4 protein-coding genes are annotated in these 17,571 nt (G+C 74.1%); all 4 read left to right on the top strand.

Features of this window, described 5'->3' with window-relative positions; translation table 11 throughout:
* Nucleotides 1–5,510, top strand: a 5,510-nt coding sequence (locus IE273_RS39085; protein ID WP_189819882.1) for a type I polyketide synthase, incomplete at its 5' end; no start/stop codon positions are given.
* 10 nt (nucleotides 5,511–5,520) lie between these two features.
* Nucleotides 5,521–15,927 (top strand): type I polyketide synthase, encoded by a 10,407-nt coding sequence (locus tag IE273_RS39080; RefSeq protein WP_189819881.1) that lies wholly within the window; start codon nucleotides 5,521–5,523, stop codon nucleotides 15,925–15,927.
* Nucleotides 15,928–16,004: 77 nt separating this feature from the next.
* Nucleotides 16,005–16,184 carry a hypothetical protein gene (locus IE273_RS39075; RefSeq protein WP_189819880.1) on the top strand — a complete coding sequence of 60 codons (180 nt, stop codon included), beginning with the start codon at nucleotides 16,005–16,007 and terminating at the stop codon, nucleotides 16,182–16,184.
* 150 nt (nucleotides 16,185–16,334) lie between these two features.
* Complete coding sequence (locus IE273_RS39070) at nucleotides 16,335–17,510, top strand: serine hydrolase domain-containing protein (RefSeq protein ID WP_189819879.1); 1,176 nt, start codon at nucleotides 16,335–16,337, stop codon at nucleotides 17,508–17,510.
* Nucleotides 17,511–17,571 lie beyond the last annotated feature (61 nt).

Raw genomic sequence — 17,571 nt, 5'->3', positions numbered from 1 at the left:
TGGCGGACCGGGACGCTCTGGCGCGGGTGATCGCGGGGATCCCGGACGACGTGCCGCTGCGCACGGTCGTCCACGCCGCCGGAGTGAGCACCGGGACCGTCGCCCTGGAGTCCCTGACGACGCGCCGGCTGGACGAGGAACTCGCGGGCAAGGCGGCCGGCGCACGGCATCTGGACGAGTTGACGGCCGGTGCCGCGCTGGACGCGTTCGTGCTGTTCTCGTCGGGCGCGGCGGCGTGGGGCAGCGGTGGCCAGGCGGGTTACGCCGCTGCCAACGCCTTCCTGGACGCCCTCGCCGCGCACCGCCGGGCCCGGGGCCGCACCGCCACCTCGATCGCCTGGGGCGCGTGGAGCGGAGCCGGCATGGTCGGCGCGACTCCCGGGCACGACGGCCGTCTGAGGCGGCTCGGAGTCGTGCCCATGCAGCCGGACCTCGCCGTCTCCGCACTCCACCGGGCCCTGGACGAGGACGAGACCGCGCTCGTCGTGGCGGACCTGGACTGGCCCCGCTTCCTGCCGACGTTCACCGCGACGCGTCCGAGCCCACTGCTGTCGGCCCTCCCCGAAGCCGCCCGCGCGGACGCGCCGGCCCGGCCGGCCGAGTCGGAAGGCCAGGACCAGGACCCGGGGCTCACGGCGCGGCTCGCGGACCTGGCGGCACGGGAACGCTCCGCGTTCCTGGTGGAACTCGTCCGGAAACACGCCGCCGAGGTCCTGGGACACACCTCCGCACAGGCGATCGCCACCGACCAGGCCTTCCGTGACATGGGCTTCGACTCCTTCACCGCTGTCGAGCTACGCGTCCGGCTCGCCCGGGCCACCGGGCTGACCCTGCCCGCCACAGTGGTGTTCGACCACCCCTCGGCCCTCGGTCTGGCCGCACACCTCGACGCGCTCCTCGGCGGCACTGGAACGGAGGAGGACACCGCCGTTCCCGGAGCGCCGTCCGCTCCGGCAGCCGACGACCCCATCGCGATCGTGGGAATGGCCTGCCGATACCCGGGCGGAGTGACCGGCCCGGACGACCTGTGGCGGCTCGTCGCCACGGGCACGGATGCGATCACGCCGTTCCCCGCCGACCGCGGCTGGGACCTGGCGGCGCTGTCCGTCCCCGGCGGACCCGGGTTCTCCGCCGCCCGCAACGGCGGTTTCCTGCGCGACGCGGGCGAGTTCGACGCCGACTTCTTCGGCATCTCCCCGCGCGAGGCCCTGACCATGGACCCGCAGCAGCGGCTGCTGCTGGAGACGAGCTGGGAGGCGCTGGAACGGGCGGGCATCGACCCGCACGCGTTGCGCGGCAGCAGGGCCGGAGTCTTCGTCGGCGTGACCGACCAGGGATACGGACCCCCGTTGCACCACCCGGCCGAGGACGGGGAGACGCACGTGCTCACCGGCACGGCGCCCAGTGTGGCCTCCGGACGCGTCTCCTACGTCCTGGGGCTCACAGGTCCCGCGCTGTCGGTGGACACGGCGTGCTCCTCTTCGCTGGTGGCGCTCCACCTGGCCGCGCAGTCGCTGCGCCGCGACGAGTGCTCCCTGGCCCTGGCGGGTGGCGCGACCGTGATGGCGACACCCGGTCCCTTCATGGCGTTCACCCGGCAGGGCGGCCTGTCACCGGACGGTCGGTGCAAGTCCTTCGGACAGGGGGCCGACGGAACAGGCTGGTCCGAGGGCGTCGGCGTGCTCGTGCTGGAACGGCTGTCCGACGCCAGGCGCAACGGCCACCGGGTCCTGGCGGTGATACGCGGCTCGGCGGTGAACCAGGACGGCGCCTCGAACGGACTGACGGCGCCGAACGGCCTCGCCCAGGAGCGGGTCATCCGGCAGGCCCTGGCCGACGCCGGACTGCGGCCGTCCGAAGTCGGCGCCGTGGAGGCCCACGGCACAGGGACCCGGCTGGGTGACCCGATCGAGGCGCGGGCATTGCTGGCGACGTACGGCCAGGACCGCTCCGGTGAGGAGCCGCTGTGGCTCGGGTCACTCAAGTCCAACATCGGCCACGCCCAGGCCGCCGCAGGCGTGGCCGGCGTGATCAAGATGGTGAAGGCCCTGGAACACCGGCTGCTGCCCCCGACCCTGCACGCGAAGACACCCACCTCCGAGGTGGACTGGGAGGCGGGCGCGGTGCGCGTGCTGGATGAGGCGCGCGCGTGGGAGGGGCCGCTGCGCGCGGGCGTGTCGGCGTTCGGGATCAGCGGCACCAACGCCCACCTCATCCTGGAGGCCGCGCCGGGCGTGCCCGACGACCGGCCCTCCCCGTCCGGCGAACCCCGGCGGCCGGTGCCCTGGCTGGTGTCGGCACACACGGAGGGGGCGCTGCGCGACCAGGCGCGCGCCCTGCTGGACCAGGTGGAGGGCGCCGACGTCCGCGACTTCGGGTTCTCGCTGGCCACGACGCGCGCCCTGCTGCACCATCGTGCGGTCGTGGTCGCACGCGGCGCGGAAGGCTTCCGGGCGGCCCTGGCCGCGCTCGCGGCGGGCGATCCGCCGCACCCCGTCGTGACGGGTCCCGCGGCACCCGGTGGGCTGGCCTTCCTCTTCTCGGGGCAGGGCGCACAGCTGCCGGGAATGGGTGAGGAACTGGCCGCCGCCTTCCCGGTGTTCGCCACCGCGTTCGCCGAGGCGAGCGCGGGCGTGGGCGGCGTCCGGGTGGACGACGCGGACGTGCTGCGGGGCACCGCCATGGCGCAGCGGGCGCTGTTCGCCTTCCAGGTGGCCCTGTACCGCCTGTGGGAGTCGTGGGGCATGGTGCCCGACGCCGTGATCGGCCATTCCGTCGGAGAGGTGGCTGCCGCACACGTGGCGGGCGTCCTGTCCCTTCAGGACGCGTGCCGTCTGGTGGCCGCACGCGCCGATCTGATGGAGCGGCTGGCCCGCGACGGCGGCGTGATGGTGTCGGTGCGCGCCTCGGAGGAGGAGGTGACGGACACGCTCGCGGACGGGGTGTGCGTGGCCGCGGTCAACGGACCCCGGTCGGTGGTCCTGTCGGGCGACGCCGAAGCCGTGGAGACGTACGCCACCCGCTGGCCCGGGGCCCGCAGACTCCGGGTGAGCCACGCCTTCCACTCCCACCACATGGACGGCATGCTCGACGCCTTCGCCACGGTCGTGGGCGACCTGACGTTCCACCAGCCGTCCATTCCCCTGCTTGCGGCGGGCGACGTGACGGAGCCGGACCACTGGGTGCGGCAGGTCAGAGAACCGGTGCGGTTCTACGACGGTGTGCGCGCGGCACTGGCGCGCGGAGTCCGCACGTTCTGCGAGATCGGGCCGGACGCCGTGCTGACCGCCCTGGCGCAGGAGTGCGCCGACGACGTCCCCGGCGTCCGATTCGTGCCCAGCGCACGGCGAGGCAGTCCCGAGGACGTCCAGACGGTCACGGCACTGGGCGAGTTGGCCGCACACGGGGTCACCCCCCGGTGGGAGACCGTGTTCCCCGGGGCACGCCTGACCGATCTGCCGACCTACACCTTCCAGCGCCGCCGCTACTGGCTCGAACCACGGGAACCGGACAGCGAGTTCTGGACTCTCGTACGACGACAGGACCTCAGCGCCCTGACCAGGAGCCTGCGCGTCGACGGCGACCCCAGGCTGAGCGAGGTGCTGCCCGCGCTGGAACGCTGGCACCACAGGAGCGGGGACGGTGCGGCGCTGGACCGCTGGCGCTACGCACTCGCGTGGGAAACCGTCGTCACCGACCCGTCCGCGAAAGACATGGCCGGCACCTGGCTCGTCGTGCCGTCCACCGTCGAGGACCCCCTCACGGAGGCCGTGGTCACGGCACTGGACGTGCGGGGAGCGGAGCCGGCCGTGGTCCGCATCGAGGACGTCCCGGCCCGGGTCGCGCGGCGGCCGGTCGCCGGCGTCGTCATCCTCCTGCCCGCGGCCGGCGGATCCGACGCGACGGACGGACGCACGCCGGTGGCCGGTCTCGACGAGGCGGCGGCCATCGTGGACCTGACCCGCCGGATGGCCGCCGAGGAGGCCGCCGCTCCGCTGTGGTTCGTCACCCGTGGTGCCGTCGCCGTCGACGGGGACGACCCGGTGAGCGGCCTGGGACACTCCCTGTTGTGGGGCCTCGGCCCGGTGCTCCGCGACGAGCGTCCCGAGCTGTGGGGCGGTGTCGTGGACGTACCCGCCGCACCGTCCGCCGCCGCGACGGAGCTGCTCGTCACGGCGCTCGTCTCCGGCCGGGACCAGCTCGCCGTACGGGACGACGGACTGCGCACCCGCCGCCTCGTGCGCACCTCGTACGACGGGACCCCCTGGCGCCCGGCCGGGACGGTGCTCGTCACCGGCGGCACGGGCGCCCTGGGCCGGCACGTGGCGCGGTGGCTCGCGGCCGAGGGAGCCGCGCACGTGGTGCTGGCCGGCCGCCGCGGGAACGACGCCCCCGGTATCGCGGAGCTGTGTGAGGAACTGGCGGCAGACGGTGTCACGGCGACCGCCGTCACCTGCGACATCGGGGACCGGAGCGCGTTGGCCGACCTGTTGGACCGCTACCCCCCGGACGCCGTCGTGCACGCGGCGGCCGTCGTCGACGACACCACCCTCGACGGTCTGACCCCGGCCCGCATGGAACCCGTACTGCGCGCCAAGGCCCTTGCCGCCTGGCATCTGCACCAGCTCACCCGTGCGCGTCCCCTGACCGCGTTCGTGCTGTTCTCCTCGGTCGCCGGCACACTCGGCACCGCCGGGCAGGGCAACTACGCGCCGGGCAACGCCTTCCTCGACGCGCTCGCCGCCCACCGCCGGGCCCTCGGCCTGCCCGCCACGTCGATCGCCTGGGGCCCCTGGGCAGGGGACGGGCTGGCCGCGGCGGACGCCGTCGCCGGAGCGGCCGGCCGGCACGGCATGAATCCCATGGAGCCGGCGCTCGCCGTCCGGGGGCTCGCCGCCACCGACGCGGCGTTCGCCGTCGTCGCGGACGTCGACTGGGAACGCTTCCCGGCCGAGCGGGTCACGCCCGTGGTGGCCGGGCTCGTTCCCGACCGCGCGGCCGAGCCGGCGGCGGCCCTCCTCGACCGGCTGGCCGGGCTCTCCGAGCCGGAGCAGCAGCGTCTGGTACTGCGGACCGTGCGGTCCGCACTGGCTGCCGTACTGGGCCACCGCGACCCGGGCGCCCTCGGTGAGGACCGTACGCTGACCGAACTCGGGCTGGACTCCATGACCGCCGTCGAACTGCGCAACCGTCTGCGCGCCCGGACCGGCCTGGAACTGTCCGCGACTCTCGCCTACAACCACCCGACCGCCGAGGAGCTGGCCCGCCACCTGCACGACCGGCTGCGCCGGCAGGCGGCCACCGTGCGGCCGTCGGTGACCGCGGAACTGGACCGGCTGGAAGCGGCCGTGGCCGCTCTCCCCCCGGACGCCGACGAGCGCGCACCCCTGGCGGAGCGACTCCGCGCGCTGCTCGGCGAGGTCACCCGCGCCCCGGCAGGCGAGCGTGACCTGGACCAGGTCACCCAGGACGAGCTGCTGGCCCTCATCGATGACGAATTCGGAAGGTAGTAACCCTCGCATGGCGAACGAAGAACGGCTCGTGGAGTACCTCAAGCGGGTCACCTCCGATCTGCGCGAGGCACGCAGGCAACTGCACACACGGAGCGAGCCCCTCGCGATCGTGGGGATGGCCTGCCGCTTCCCCGGCGCGGTGGAGACCCCCGAGCAGCTGTGGGACCTGGTGGCGGGCGAGGTCGACGCGCTGTCCGACGTGCCGCCGGGCCGTGCCTGGGACCTGCGGTCGCTGTACGACGCAGACCCGGACACGCCCGGCCGCTCGTACGTCACGGCCGGTGGCTTCCTCTCCGGGGCCGCGGCGTTCGACGCGGACTTCTTCGGCATCTCGCCACGTGAGGCGCGGGCCATGGATCCGCAGCAACGGCTGCTGCTGGAGACCTCCTGGGAGGCGCTGGAGCGCGCCACCATCGTGCCCGGCTCGCTGCGCGGGGCCCAGGTCGGCGTGTTCGTCGGATCCAACGGACAGGACTACGGCCGTCTACCGCTCCCGGACGGCCTGGAGGGCTACGTCGGCACCGGCAGCTCGGCGAGCGTCATGTCCGGAAGGATCGCGTACACGCTCGGTCTGGCGGGCCCCGCCGTCACCGTGGACACGGCCTGTTCGTCCTCGCTGGTCGCCCTCCACCTCGCCGCACAGGCACTGCGCCAGGAGGAGTGCGGTCTGGCGCTGGTGGGCGGCGTGACGGTGATGTCCACACCGCAGGCGTTCGTCGGACTCAGCAGACAGCGCGCACTCTCCGCGGACGGCCGGTGCAAGGCGTTCGCCGAGGCCGCTGACGGCACCGGCTGGGGTGAGGGTGCGGCAACGCTGGTGGTGGAGCGGCTCTCCGACGCGCAGCGGCTCGGCCACCCCGTCCTGGCCGTGGTCCGCGGGTCCGCCGTCAACCAGGACGGTGCGTCCAACGGGCTGACGGCCCCCAACGGCCCCGCGCAGGAGCGTGTGATCCGCTCGGCCCTCGCCCAGGCCGGGCTGCGGGCCTGCGACGTCGACGCGGTGGAGGCGCACGGTACCGGCACCCGCCTCGGCGACCCCATCGAGGCGGAAGCGCTGCTCGCCACCTACGGTCAGGAGCGGGACCGGCCGCTGTGGCTGGGCTCGGTGAAGTCGAACATCGGGCACACACAGGCGGCAGCGGGGCTCGCGGGCGTGATCAAGATGGTGCTGGCGATGCGGCACGGCGTCCTGCCCCGGACCCTGCACGTGGACCGCCCGACCTCGCACGTGGACTGGACCACGGGACGCGTGGAGCTGCTGACGCGGGCCCGGCCGTGGCCCGGGGCCGACACCCCGCGGCGCGCCGGGGTGTCCTCCTTCGGCATCAGCGGCACCAACGCCCACGTCGTCATCGAGGAGCCTCCCGAGGCCCCGGCCGAGGAGACTCCCCGACAGCCGGACCGCGCACCCGAGGCCCGGCAGGGCCACGGGCCGCTGCCCTGGGTCCTGACGGCCCGGGGGAACGCCGCGCTGCGTCAGCAGGCCCGCGACGTCCTCGCTCTGGTCGACCGCGCACCCGGCGACGTCGGGTACTCGCTGGCCGCGACGCGGACGGTTTTCCCGGACCGCGCGGTGGTGGTCGCGGAGACGCCCGAGGAGTTCAGCGCCGCCCTGTCCGCGCTGGCCGGAGGGAGTACGTCGGACGGCGTGGTGTCCGGTGCGGTCGCCGCCGGCGTGGGCCGGACGGTGTTCGTGTTCCCGGGTCAGGGGTCGCAGTGGGCGGGGATGGCGGTGGAACTCCTTGGTTCCTCGCCGGTGTTCGCGGCGCGGATGGCGGAGTGTGAGGCGGCGCTGTCCCCGTTCGTGGACTGCTCGTTGTCGGAGGTGGTGGCCTCTGGTGAGTTCGGCCGGGTGGATGTGGTGCAGCCGGTGCTGTGGGCGGTGATGGTGTCGCTGGCGGCGCTGTGGGAGTCGGTGGGGGTGCGGCCCGCCGCGGTGCTGGGCCACTCGCAGGGTGAGATCGCGGCTGCTGTGGTGTCGGGTGCGCTGTCGTTGGAGGACGGTGCGCGGGTGGTGGCGCTGCGCTCGAAGGCGATCACCGCGCTGGCGGGCCGGGGCGGGATGGTGTCGGTTCCGCTGCCGGTGGAGCAGGTTCACGGCCTGCTGCCGGAGGGTGTGTCGGTGGCGGCGGTGAACGGGCCGTCCTCGGTGGTCGTCGCTGGTGATCCGGCTGGTCTGGAGGAGGTCCTGGGCCGGGTGGAGCGGGCCCGGCGGATTCCGGTGGACTACGCCTCGCACTCCGCACAGGTGGAGGAGATCCGCGAGGAGATCCTGCAGGTGCTGAAGCAGGTTTCCCCCCGGCCGGCCACGGTGCCGTTCTTCTCCACGGTGGATGCGGAGTGGCTCACCGGGGAGGAACTCGACGCGGGGTACTGGTTCCGCAACCTGCGCCGGCCGGTGCGGTTCGAGACCGCTGTGCGGGCCTTGGCCGAGGAGGAGTTCGGGGCGTTCGTGGAGGTCAGCGCTCATCCCGTCCTGACGGTCGGGGTCGAGGAGACGGTTCCCGACGCCGTCGTGGCCGGAACCCTGCGGCGGGACCAGGGGGGCTGGGGCCGGTTCCTGTGCTCCGCCGCGGAACTCTTCGTGCGGGGCGTGGCGGTGGACTGGCCGTCGTTGTTCCCGGACGCGCGCCCGGTGGAGCTGCCGACGTACCCGTTCCAGCGCGAGTCGTACTGGCTGGACCCGGCCCCCGGACCGGGCGGGGACGTCGCCGCCCTCGGCCTCGCGGCCAGTGGTCACCCGCTGCTGGGCGCGCTCGTGGACCTCGGCGACGAGGGGGCCGTCTGGACCGGGCGGCTGTCGTCCGAGACGCATCCGTGGCTGGCCGACCACGCGGTCGCCGGGTCCGTGTTCCTGCCCGGGACGGCCGTCGTCGAGCTGGCGGTGAGCGTGGGACACCGGACGGGACGTCCCCGCCTCGCCGAGCTCACCCAGTACGCGCCCTGCGTGCTGCCGGACCGGGGCGGCCTGACGCTCCAGGTACGGCTGGGCCCCCGACGGGAAGACACCCAGCCGGTCACGATCCTGTCCCGGTGCGGCGAGGACGACGACTGGACACGGCACGCGGACGGCCTCCTGACGGCGAGCGGTACGTCGCCCTCCGACGGAGACCTCGCCGAGTGGCCGCCGCCCGGCGCCGTACCGGTCGACACCGCGACGCTGTACCAGCGGCTGGACGAGGCGGGCTACGGCTACGGGCCCGTCTTCCAGGGGCTGTGCGCCGCCTGGCGACTGGAGGGCACGCTGTACGCCGAGGTGGTCGTCCCCGGCGACGTGGCCGCCGGGGGATTCCTGCTGCACCCGGCGGCGTTCGACGCGGCCCTGCATGCGTTCTTCCTCGATCGCGACGTCGACGAGATCCGGGTCCCGTTCTCCTGGAACGGCGTGGAACTCAGCCCCCACGCCTCCGGCGTGTTCCGGGTGAGGCTCTCCGCACGGGGGCCGGACGAGGCGTCCGTGCTCATCGCCGACGACACGGGCCGTCCGGTCTGCTCGGTCGACCGGTTCACCGGCCGGCCGCTGCCCGTCGACGAGCTCTCCTCCGGGCGGCCGGGCACCGGCTCGCTCTTCCGGCCCGACTGGACGCCGGTACCGGCCAGGGTGCCCGCGTCCACCGTTCCGGTACCGCTCGGCGCCGGCCTGGACCTGACCGAGGTGACCGGTGCGCCCGACGCGGTGGTGGCCGCCGTCAGCGCCGCCCCGGGCCACGCGGAGAATCCGGTGAGGGCCACGCACGAGACCGTGCGACGGTTCCTCGCCCTCCTTCAGGACTGGCTGGGGGACGACCGGTTCGCCGCCTCCCGCCTCGTCGTACTGACCCGCCCGGACGACCTCGCGGCCGGTGCCGTCCGAGGACTCGTGCACGCCGCACAGTTGGAGCACCCCGGCCGGTTCGTCCTGGTCGAGGCGGACGGTCCCGAAGCGGTGCCCGCCGCTCTGGCCACGGGGGAGCAGCACGTCGCCGTGCGCGGCGGCACGGTGCTGGCTCCCCGCCTGGTTCGCGTGGCACGCGGCACCGGGCGACCGTCCCTCGCTCCCGGCGGCACGGTACTGGTCACCGGCGCCACCGGACTGCTGGGCGGCCTGGTGGCCCGGCACCTGGTCCGTGAACACGGGGTGAGGCACCTGATCCTGGTGGGCCGCCGCGGCAGGGCGGCGGACCTGGACGACCTGGATGCCGAGGTGACGTGGGCCGCGTGCGACGTGTCGGACCGCACGGCGCTCGCCGCCGTGCTGGCCGCCGTACCCCGTGACCACCCGCTCACCGCCGTCGTCCACGCCGCCGGGGTACTCGACGACGCGACCGTGACGTCCCTGACCGCCGACCGGATCGGACCGGTGCTCGCGCCGAAGGTCGACGGGGCGTGGCACCTGCACGAGCTGACGAAGGAAATGGATCTGTCCGCCTTCGTCCTGTTCTCCTCCTCGGCAGGGCTCCTCGGCTCGCCGGGGCAGGGCAACTACGCGGCCGCCAACGCCTTCCTGGACGCCCTGGCCGAGCACCGCCGCGCCGAGGGGCTGGCGGCGCAGTCGATCGCCTGGGGGCTCTGGCAGGACCCGAGCTCCATGACGGGTCACCTGACGGCGTCCGACATCGCGGGCCGGATGGGACGCAGCGGCGTTCTCCCCCTGAGCACCGGGGAAGGACTGGCGCTGTTCGACACCGTGCTCACCGTGGACCACCCGGTCCTCGCCGCCGTGCGCGTGGACCCGGCGCGCCTGCGCGACGAGACGACGCCGGCCCTGCTGCGGACGCTCGCCGGCAGCCGTACGCCGGACACGTCGCGACCGCGCCCGCAGGCTGCGGGCGGTAAGTGGGGCCAGCGCCTCTCCCGGCTGTCCGAGGAGGAGCGCGAGCGTACCGTTCTCACCCTCGTGCTCGCTCAGGTCGCCGCCGTCCTCGGACACGACGTCCGGCGTGTGGATCCCGAGCGCGCTTTCAAGGACTTCGGTTTCGACTCGCTCACCGCCGTGGACCTGCGCAACCGCCTCAGCGCCGCCACCGGCATACGCCTGCCCGCCACCCTGGTCTTCGACCATCCCTCCCCCCGTCTGCTGTCCCGGTGGCTGGGGGAACAGTCGGAGGCGAAGACGCCGGCGCGGCCATCCGGGTCCGCGCCGGCCGCCCGACGCCCGCTCGCCGACGAGCCCATCGCGATCATCGGTATGGCATGCCGCTTCCCCGGCGGAGTCACGTCCCCGGAGCAGCTGTGGGACCTGGTCTCCGCGGGTGAAGAAGCCATCACACCGTTCCCGGGGGACCGGGGATGGGATCTCGACGCCCTCTTCGACGCCGACCCCGACCGGCCCGGACGCAGCTACGCCCGGCACGGCGGGTTCCTGGACGACGTGTCCGGCTTCGATGCCGAGTTCTTCGGCATCTCCGCCCGTGAGGCGCTGGCCATGGACCCGCAGCAGCGGCTGTTGCTGGAGGTCACCTGGGAGGCGCTGGAGGACGCCGGCATCGACCCGGCAGGGCTCCGGGGCAGCCCGACGGGTGTCTTCGCGGGCGTGATGCATCACGACTACGCCGACCGACTGCGCGACGCCCCGCCGGAGATCGAGCCGTACGTCGGCAACGGCAGCGCCGGCAGCATCGCCTCCGGACGCATCGCCTACACGTTCGGCTTCGAGGGACCCGCGCTGTCGGTGGACACGGCTTGCTCCTCCTCACTCGTCGCGCTGCACCTCGCCGCACGCGCGCTGCGGGCCGGGGAGTGCTCGATGGCACTGGCCGGCGGGGTCTCGGTGATGGCCACCCCCGAACTGTTCGTGCAGTACAGCCGGCAGCGCGGCCTGTCCGGTGACGGACGCTGCCGGGCCTTCGCCGACTCCGCCGACGGAACGGGCTTCGCCGAGGGTGTGGGAATGCTCCTGGTGGAGCGGCTGTCCGACGCCCTGCGCAACGGCCACCGGGTACTGGCCCTGATGCGCGGCAGCGCCGTCAACCAGGACGGCGCGTCCAACGGGCTGACCGCGCCGAACGGCCCGTCCCAGGAGCGGGTGATCCGGGCCGCGCTGGCCGACGCCGGACTGCGGACCGGCGACGTCGACGCGGTCGAGGCGCACGGCACCGGCACCCGGCTGGGCGACCCGATAGAGGCGCAGGCGCTGTTGGCCACCTACGGCCAGGACCGCCCCGCGGACCGGCCGTTGTGGCTGGGCTCGGTGAAATCGAACATCGGCCACACCCAGGCAGCCGCCGGCGCCGCGGGCATCATCAAGATGGTCATGGCCATGCGACACGCCGTCCTCCCGCGGACCCTGCACGCGGAAACCCCGACGACCCGGGTCGACTGGGAGGCGGGCGCCGTGCGGCTGCTGGCCGAGGCCCGGCCCTGGCAGGGGCCGCGGCGTGCGGGTGTGTCCTCGTTCGGGGCGAGCGGCACCAACGCCCACGTCGTCCTCGAGGCACCCGCCCCTGACGCCGACCCGCGGCAGAGCGCACAGCGTCCGCACCGGCCCGCCTCCGACGACGCGGCCGGCCCGCTCCTCGCGCTGCCGCTGTCCGCGCGGGGACGGGCGGCGCTGCCCGGCCAGGCCGGCGCACTGCTGCCCGCACTGGTCCGGCACGACCCCGGCGACGTGGCGCACTCCCTGGCCACCACCCGCACCGCCTTCCCGCACCGGGCCGTCGTCCTCGGCGGCGACCGTCGGGAACTGCGGCGAGCCCTGGAAGCGCTGCACAACGGCGAGCCGGACAGCGGCCTCGTGGTCGGGGAGGCGGTTCCCGACCCCCGGCCGGTCTTCGTCTTCCCCGGCCAGGGCGGCCAGTGGGCGGGCATGGCGGTGGAACTCCTGGACCACTGCCCGCAGTTCGCCGACCGGATGGCCCAGTGCGCCAAGGCGCTGGCCCCCCACCTGGACGGCGACCTGCACGATGTGGTGCGTCGAGCGCGGTACGACCGCGTCGACCTCGTGCAGCCCGCCCTGTGGGCGGTGATGGTCTCGCTGGCCGAGGTGTGGCGCGCGCACGGCGTGGAGCCCGCCGCGGTGCTCGGCCACAGCCAGGGAGAGATCGCCGCCGCGGTGGTCGCCGGGGCACTGTCCCTCGAGGACGGCGCCCGCGTGGTGGCCCTGCGCTCCCGCGAACTGGCCGCACTCGCCGGGCACGGCGGCATGGTCTCGCTTCCGCTTCCGGTGGCCGAGGTCCGCGCCCTGCTGGTCCGCTGGTCCGGCCGGCTGGAGGTCGCCGCGGTCAACGGCCCCCGTTCCACCGTGGTCTCCGGCGACGCGGAGGCGGTCGCGGAACTGCTGGCCCACGACGAGCGGGCCCGCAGGATCCCGGTGGACTACGCCTCCCACTCCTCGCAGGTGGAACCGCTGCGCGCCCGCGTCCTGGAGGCTCTGTCCGGCATCACGCCGCGCACCGCGGCGATCCCCCTGCTGTCCACCGTCGACGGCGACCGGCCGGACACCGCGGACCTCGGCCCGGAGTACTGGTACCGCAACCTGCGGCAGCCCGTGGAGTTCGAGGCCGCCACGCGTACCCTGCTGGACCGGCCGGGTACCGTCTTCATCGAAGTCAGCCCGCATCCGGTGCTCGCCGTCCCGATCCTGGAGACCGCCGAGGACGCCGGGACACGCGCGCCGGTCCTCGGCACGCTGCGGCGCGACGACGGCGGCCCGCGCCGCCTGGCCCTGGCACTCGCGGACGCCCACGTCCACGGCCTGCCCGCGCGGTTGCCGATCCCGCGGGGCCGTCGCGTGGACCTGCCCCACTACGCGTTTCAGCGGCAGCGGTACTGGCCGGAACCGCCCAGGGAGCGCACCGCCGTGGCGGGCGCCGGCCTGGTCCCGGCGAACCACCCGCTGCTCGGTGCCGCGGTCGACCTGGACGAGGACGGCTGCGTGCTGACCGGCCGGATCTCCTTGAGCACCCACCCCTGGCTGGCCGATCACACGGCCGTCGGCGTGGTCCTCCTGCCCGGAACCGCTCTGCTGGACCTCGCCGTCGCCGCAGGCCGCCGCGTCGGCCACGGACGGATCGCCGAACTGACCCTCGTGGCCCCGCTGACCCTGCCGGCCACGGGCGCGGTGCGGCTGCGGGTACGGGTGGGACCGGCCGGCCCCGACGGGCGCCCGGTGACGATCTCCTCCAGCCGGGAGGAGTCGACCGACTGGACCCGCAACGCCGAAGGCGTCCTCGGACCCGAACAACCGCTGACCGGCGCCCTCACCGCCTGGCCGCCGACCGGTGCCGAGCCCGTCGACGTGCCGGCGCTGTACGACGCCTACGCCCGCGCCGGGCTCGCCTACGGACCCGCCTTCCGCGGGCTGCGCGCGGCTTGGCGGCGTGGGGACGAGGTCTACGCAGAGATCGAGAACGACGGGCTGCCGCGCGACGGGTTCGGTGTCCACCCGGCCCTGCTGGACGCCGCCGTACAGGCCATGGCGGTCGGGGACCACCGCAAGGACCTGCGCCTTCCCTTCACCTGGCGTGATGTCACCCTCGCCGCCGACGCACCGTCGGCGCTGCGGGTCCGCCTCACGCCGACGGGTGAGGACACCGTCTCCCTGCTGGTCACGGACGGCGCGGGCGTGCCTGCTGCTTCCATCGGCTCACTGACCGTCAGGGAGGTACCCGCGGCGCGGCTGCGCGGAGCGATGCCCGCCGGTGACAGTCTGCTCCGTCACACCTGGACCGACCTCGGGACACGGCCCGCCCCGTCCCGGCGTTGGGCCGCCGTCGGCGAGGGAGCTGCCGCACTGGCCGCCGCCCTGCCCGGCGCACGAGCCGCCGACACCGTCGAGGAGTTGCTGCGGCAGGACAGCGTCCCCGACGTGATCGCGGTGGCACCGCCGTGTGAGGGGCCCGAACCAGCCCGGGCGGCGCACCGGGCGACCGCTCGCGCCCTGGCCGTGGTCGGCGCCCACCTGGCGGCACCACGCCTGGCGGAGACGAGCATGGCGGTCCTGCTGCCCCGGGACGACCTGGCGGCGGCCGCCGTCGCCGGGCTGGTGAGGTCCGCGCAGACGGAACACCCGGGCCGTCTGGTCCTGGTGCACTGCGATCCCGCCGACCCCGCCGACCTGGCGGTGGTGCCCGCAGCGTTGGCAGCCGACGAGCCGGAAGTGGTCATCGAGCGGGGGCGTCTGCGCGCCCCTCGGCTCGTGCCGGCTTCCCCGCCCGCGGAACCGGCCGTCCTCGACCCCTCCGGCACCGTCCTGGTGACCGGGGCGGGCGGTGCGCTGGGCGGCCTCGTGACCCGTCACCTGGTGCGGTCGTACGGTGTCCGGCACCTGCTGCTGGTGGGCCGCACGGCTCCGGCGGTTCCCGACGGGCTGGGCGCCGAGGTCCGATCCGTCGCCTGCGACGTGGCCGACCGTGACGCCCTGGCCGCCCTGCTCGCCACCGTTCCCGCGGCCCACCCGCTGACCGCTGTGATCCACACCGCCGGTGTTCTCGACGACGCCACTGTCACCACCCTGACCGAGGAACGGCTGGGCCCGGTTCTCGCGCCCAAGGTCGACGGCGCATGGAACCTGCACGAGTTGTGCGGGGACGTCGACCTGTTCGTGATGTACTCCTCCGTGGCAGGCCTGCTGGGCGCCCCGGGGCAGGCCGGCTACGCGGCCGCCAACGCCTTCCTGGACGCCCTGGCTCTCCACCGCAGGCGCCACGGCCTGGCCGCTCAGTCACTGGCCTGGGGCTGGTGGGCTGAGACCGGTGGTCTGACCGACGCTCTGGGCGACGGCGGCCGGACCCGGTTGACCGCAGCGGGTGTGCTCCCGATGAGCAGTGAGGAAGGTCTCGCGCTGTTCGACGCCGCGCTCGCCTGCGGCGACGCGTTGCTGGCACCCGTACGGCTGGATCACGCCGCGGCGCGCGGCCTTGACCGGTCGCTGCTGCGCGACCTCCTCGGCGGTTCGCTCCCCGCTCCGCGAAGCGAGGACGCCGGCCTGGCGGAACGGCTGGCACGGGCCACCGACCGCGAACGGGACCGCCTGCTGCTCGACCTGGTGCGCCGCCGCGCCGCCGCACTGCTGGGCCGTCCGGAGGTGCATCCCGCACGCGGCTTCATCGAACTCGGTTTCGACTCGCTGACCGCCGTCGAGCTGCGCAATCAGCTCAGTGCGGCGACGGGACTGCGCCTGCCCACCACACTCACCTTCGACCACCCTTCACCGGCGGCGCTCGCCGAGCACCTCGGCGTCCTCCTGGAGGAGCGGGACCGCTCCCGCCCGGACGCTCTGTCCGCGGCACTGGACGACGTGGAGCGTCTCGTCTCCTCCCTGCCGCCGCACGACGCGGGCCGCGCCCTGTTGCGCACGCGACTGCTCGCACTGCTCGGCACCGTACCGGAAGCCGCCCGAGGCGAGCAGCCGCGGGGCGTCGTGGCGGAGACGTCAGATCTCGACGGCGCCGGTCTGGAGGAGATGCTGGCGATCATCGACGGCGAACTGGAGTAGCGGGGGAGCCCGGGCACCATCGGGATGCTCCTGGTGAAAGGTGCTGGTCATGCCGCGGGTTCTCCGGCGGTTCCCGGGTGATCGTGCTGGCGCAGACCCAGACGTTCAACGGCCCGGAGACGCCGGGTACCCGCATGCATGACGTCACTCCCGAGGGGTTCCTGATCCGCCTCAACGAGGTCGACGTCAACGCCGAGGTCCGCAGCGACGGTCGCCATGTGTCAGAGACCGTCGGCTGGGTGGCCACCACTGTCTGACGGAACCCTGCCGAGTCTGGTCCCACATCCTCTCGGGACCACGTCGGCTGACGCGACGACAGCGGGGCCGAACAGCGCAATACCCGTTATTCGGGGGTATCGCGGACGGAAACATCTCCACGCCCCTGCATTCCGATCCGCGAGGTGCCCATGAGACTCGTGTCCGCCCTGGCCGCCACCTCCGTCGTGACCGTACTGACCACCGCCGCTCCCGCCCTCGCCACCGCCCCGCCCACGGCTCCCGGCACCCGCACCGCCGCCGTCGCTCCCGCGCAAGGGCACGAGGCCACCGGGCAGGAGGTACGCGCGCTGCTGTCGACCGGTACGCCGGGGGCGCTCGCCGTCGCGGAGGACCCCCGCGGAACCTGGTACGCCTCGGCGGGCACGGCCGAGCGCGGGGCGTCGGTTACCCCTCTGCCCGACCACCGTTTCCGCGCGGGCAGCATCACCAAGATGTTCACCGCCACCGCCCTCGTCCAACTGGCCGCCCAGGGGCGCCTTCGCCTCGACGACACGGTCGACCGGTGGCTGCCGGACCTGGTACGGGGCAACGGCAACGACGGCCGCAACATCACTCTGCGTCAGCTGCTGAACCACACCAGCGGCCTGTACGACTACACCTCGGACCCGGAGTTCGTCCGTTCCCATCTGACGGGTGAGAACTTCCTGCGCCACCGCTTCGACCGCTTCACGCCACAGCAGCTCATCGCGACAGCGCTCGCCCACCACCCGTACCACGACCCCGGCAAGGGCTGGAACTACTCCAACACCAACTACGCCCTGGCCGGACTCGTGATCGAGAAGGCATCCGGCCGCACCTACGCGCAACAGCTTCGCCGCACCATCATCGAGCCCCTCGGCCTGCGTCAGACCACCGTCCCCGGGACCTCCGTCGAGGTACCCGCACCCCGCCTGCGCGGCTACTCGAAGCTCGGCGAGAACGATTCCTCCGCCCGCGTCCACGACGTCACGCGCATGAGCCCCACCGTGCCGAACGCCGCCGGCGAGATCATCTCCACCGCCCCCGACCTCAACCGGTTCCTCTCCGCCCTGATGTCGGGTCGCCTTGTCCCTGAACCGTGGCTGCGGCAGATGCGAACCACCGTCCCGCTCAACGACCAGCTCTCCTATGGACTGGGCCTGTTGGCCCGCAAGCTGCCCTGCGGGAAGACGGTGTGGGGCCACGGCGGCCAGATCCAGGGCTATCTCTCCTACGCCGCAGCGACCGATGACGGCACACACCGCGCCACGGTAGCCGTCAACTCCGACTGGCCCGACCCGGCCCGCCTGGACAAGGTCCTGGACGCCGAGTTCTGCCAGGATTGATGAACCGTCACCGCACACAGCCGGACGCGCAGCCTGTCATCCGAACGGGGTGTCATGCCGG

It is taken from the genome of Streptomyces olivaceoviridis (genome assembly GCF_014650115.1).
Classification (GTDB): Bacteria; Actinomycetota; Actinomycetes; order Streptomycetales; family Streptomycetaceae; genus Streptomyces; species Streptomyces olivaceoviridis.
The sequence above is the reverse complement of the archived record's forward strand: the minus strand, read 5'-3'. Positions and strand labels throughout refer to the sequence as shown.

Coding starts and splice junctions, on each gene's coding strand:
- IE273_RS39080 (WP_189819881.1), top strand. CDS start 5,521: ATGGCGAACGAAGAACGGCTCGTGGAGTACCTCAAGCGGGTCACCTCC.
- IE273_RS39070 (WP_189819879.1), top strand. CDS start 16,335: ATGAGACTCGTGTCCGCCCTGGCCGCCACCTCCGTCGTGACCGTACTG.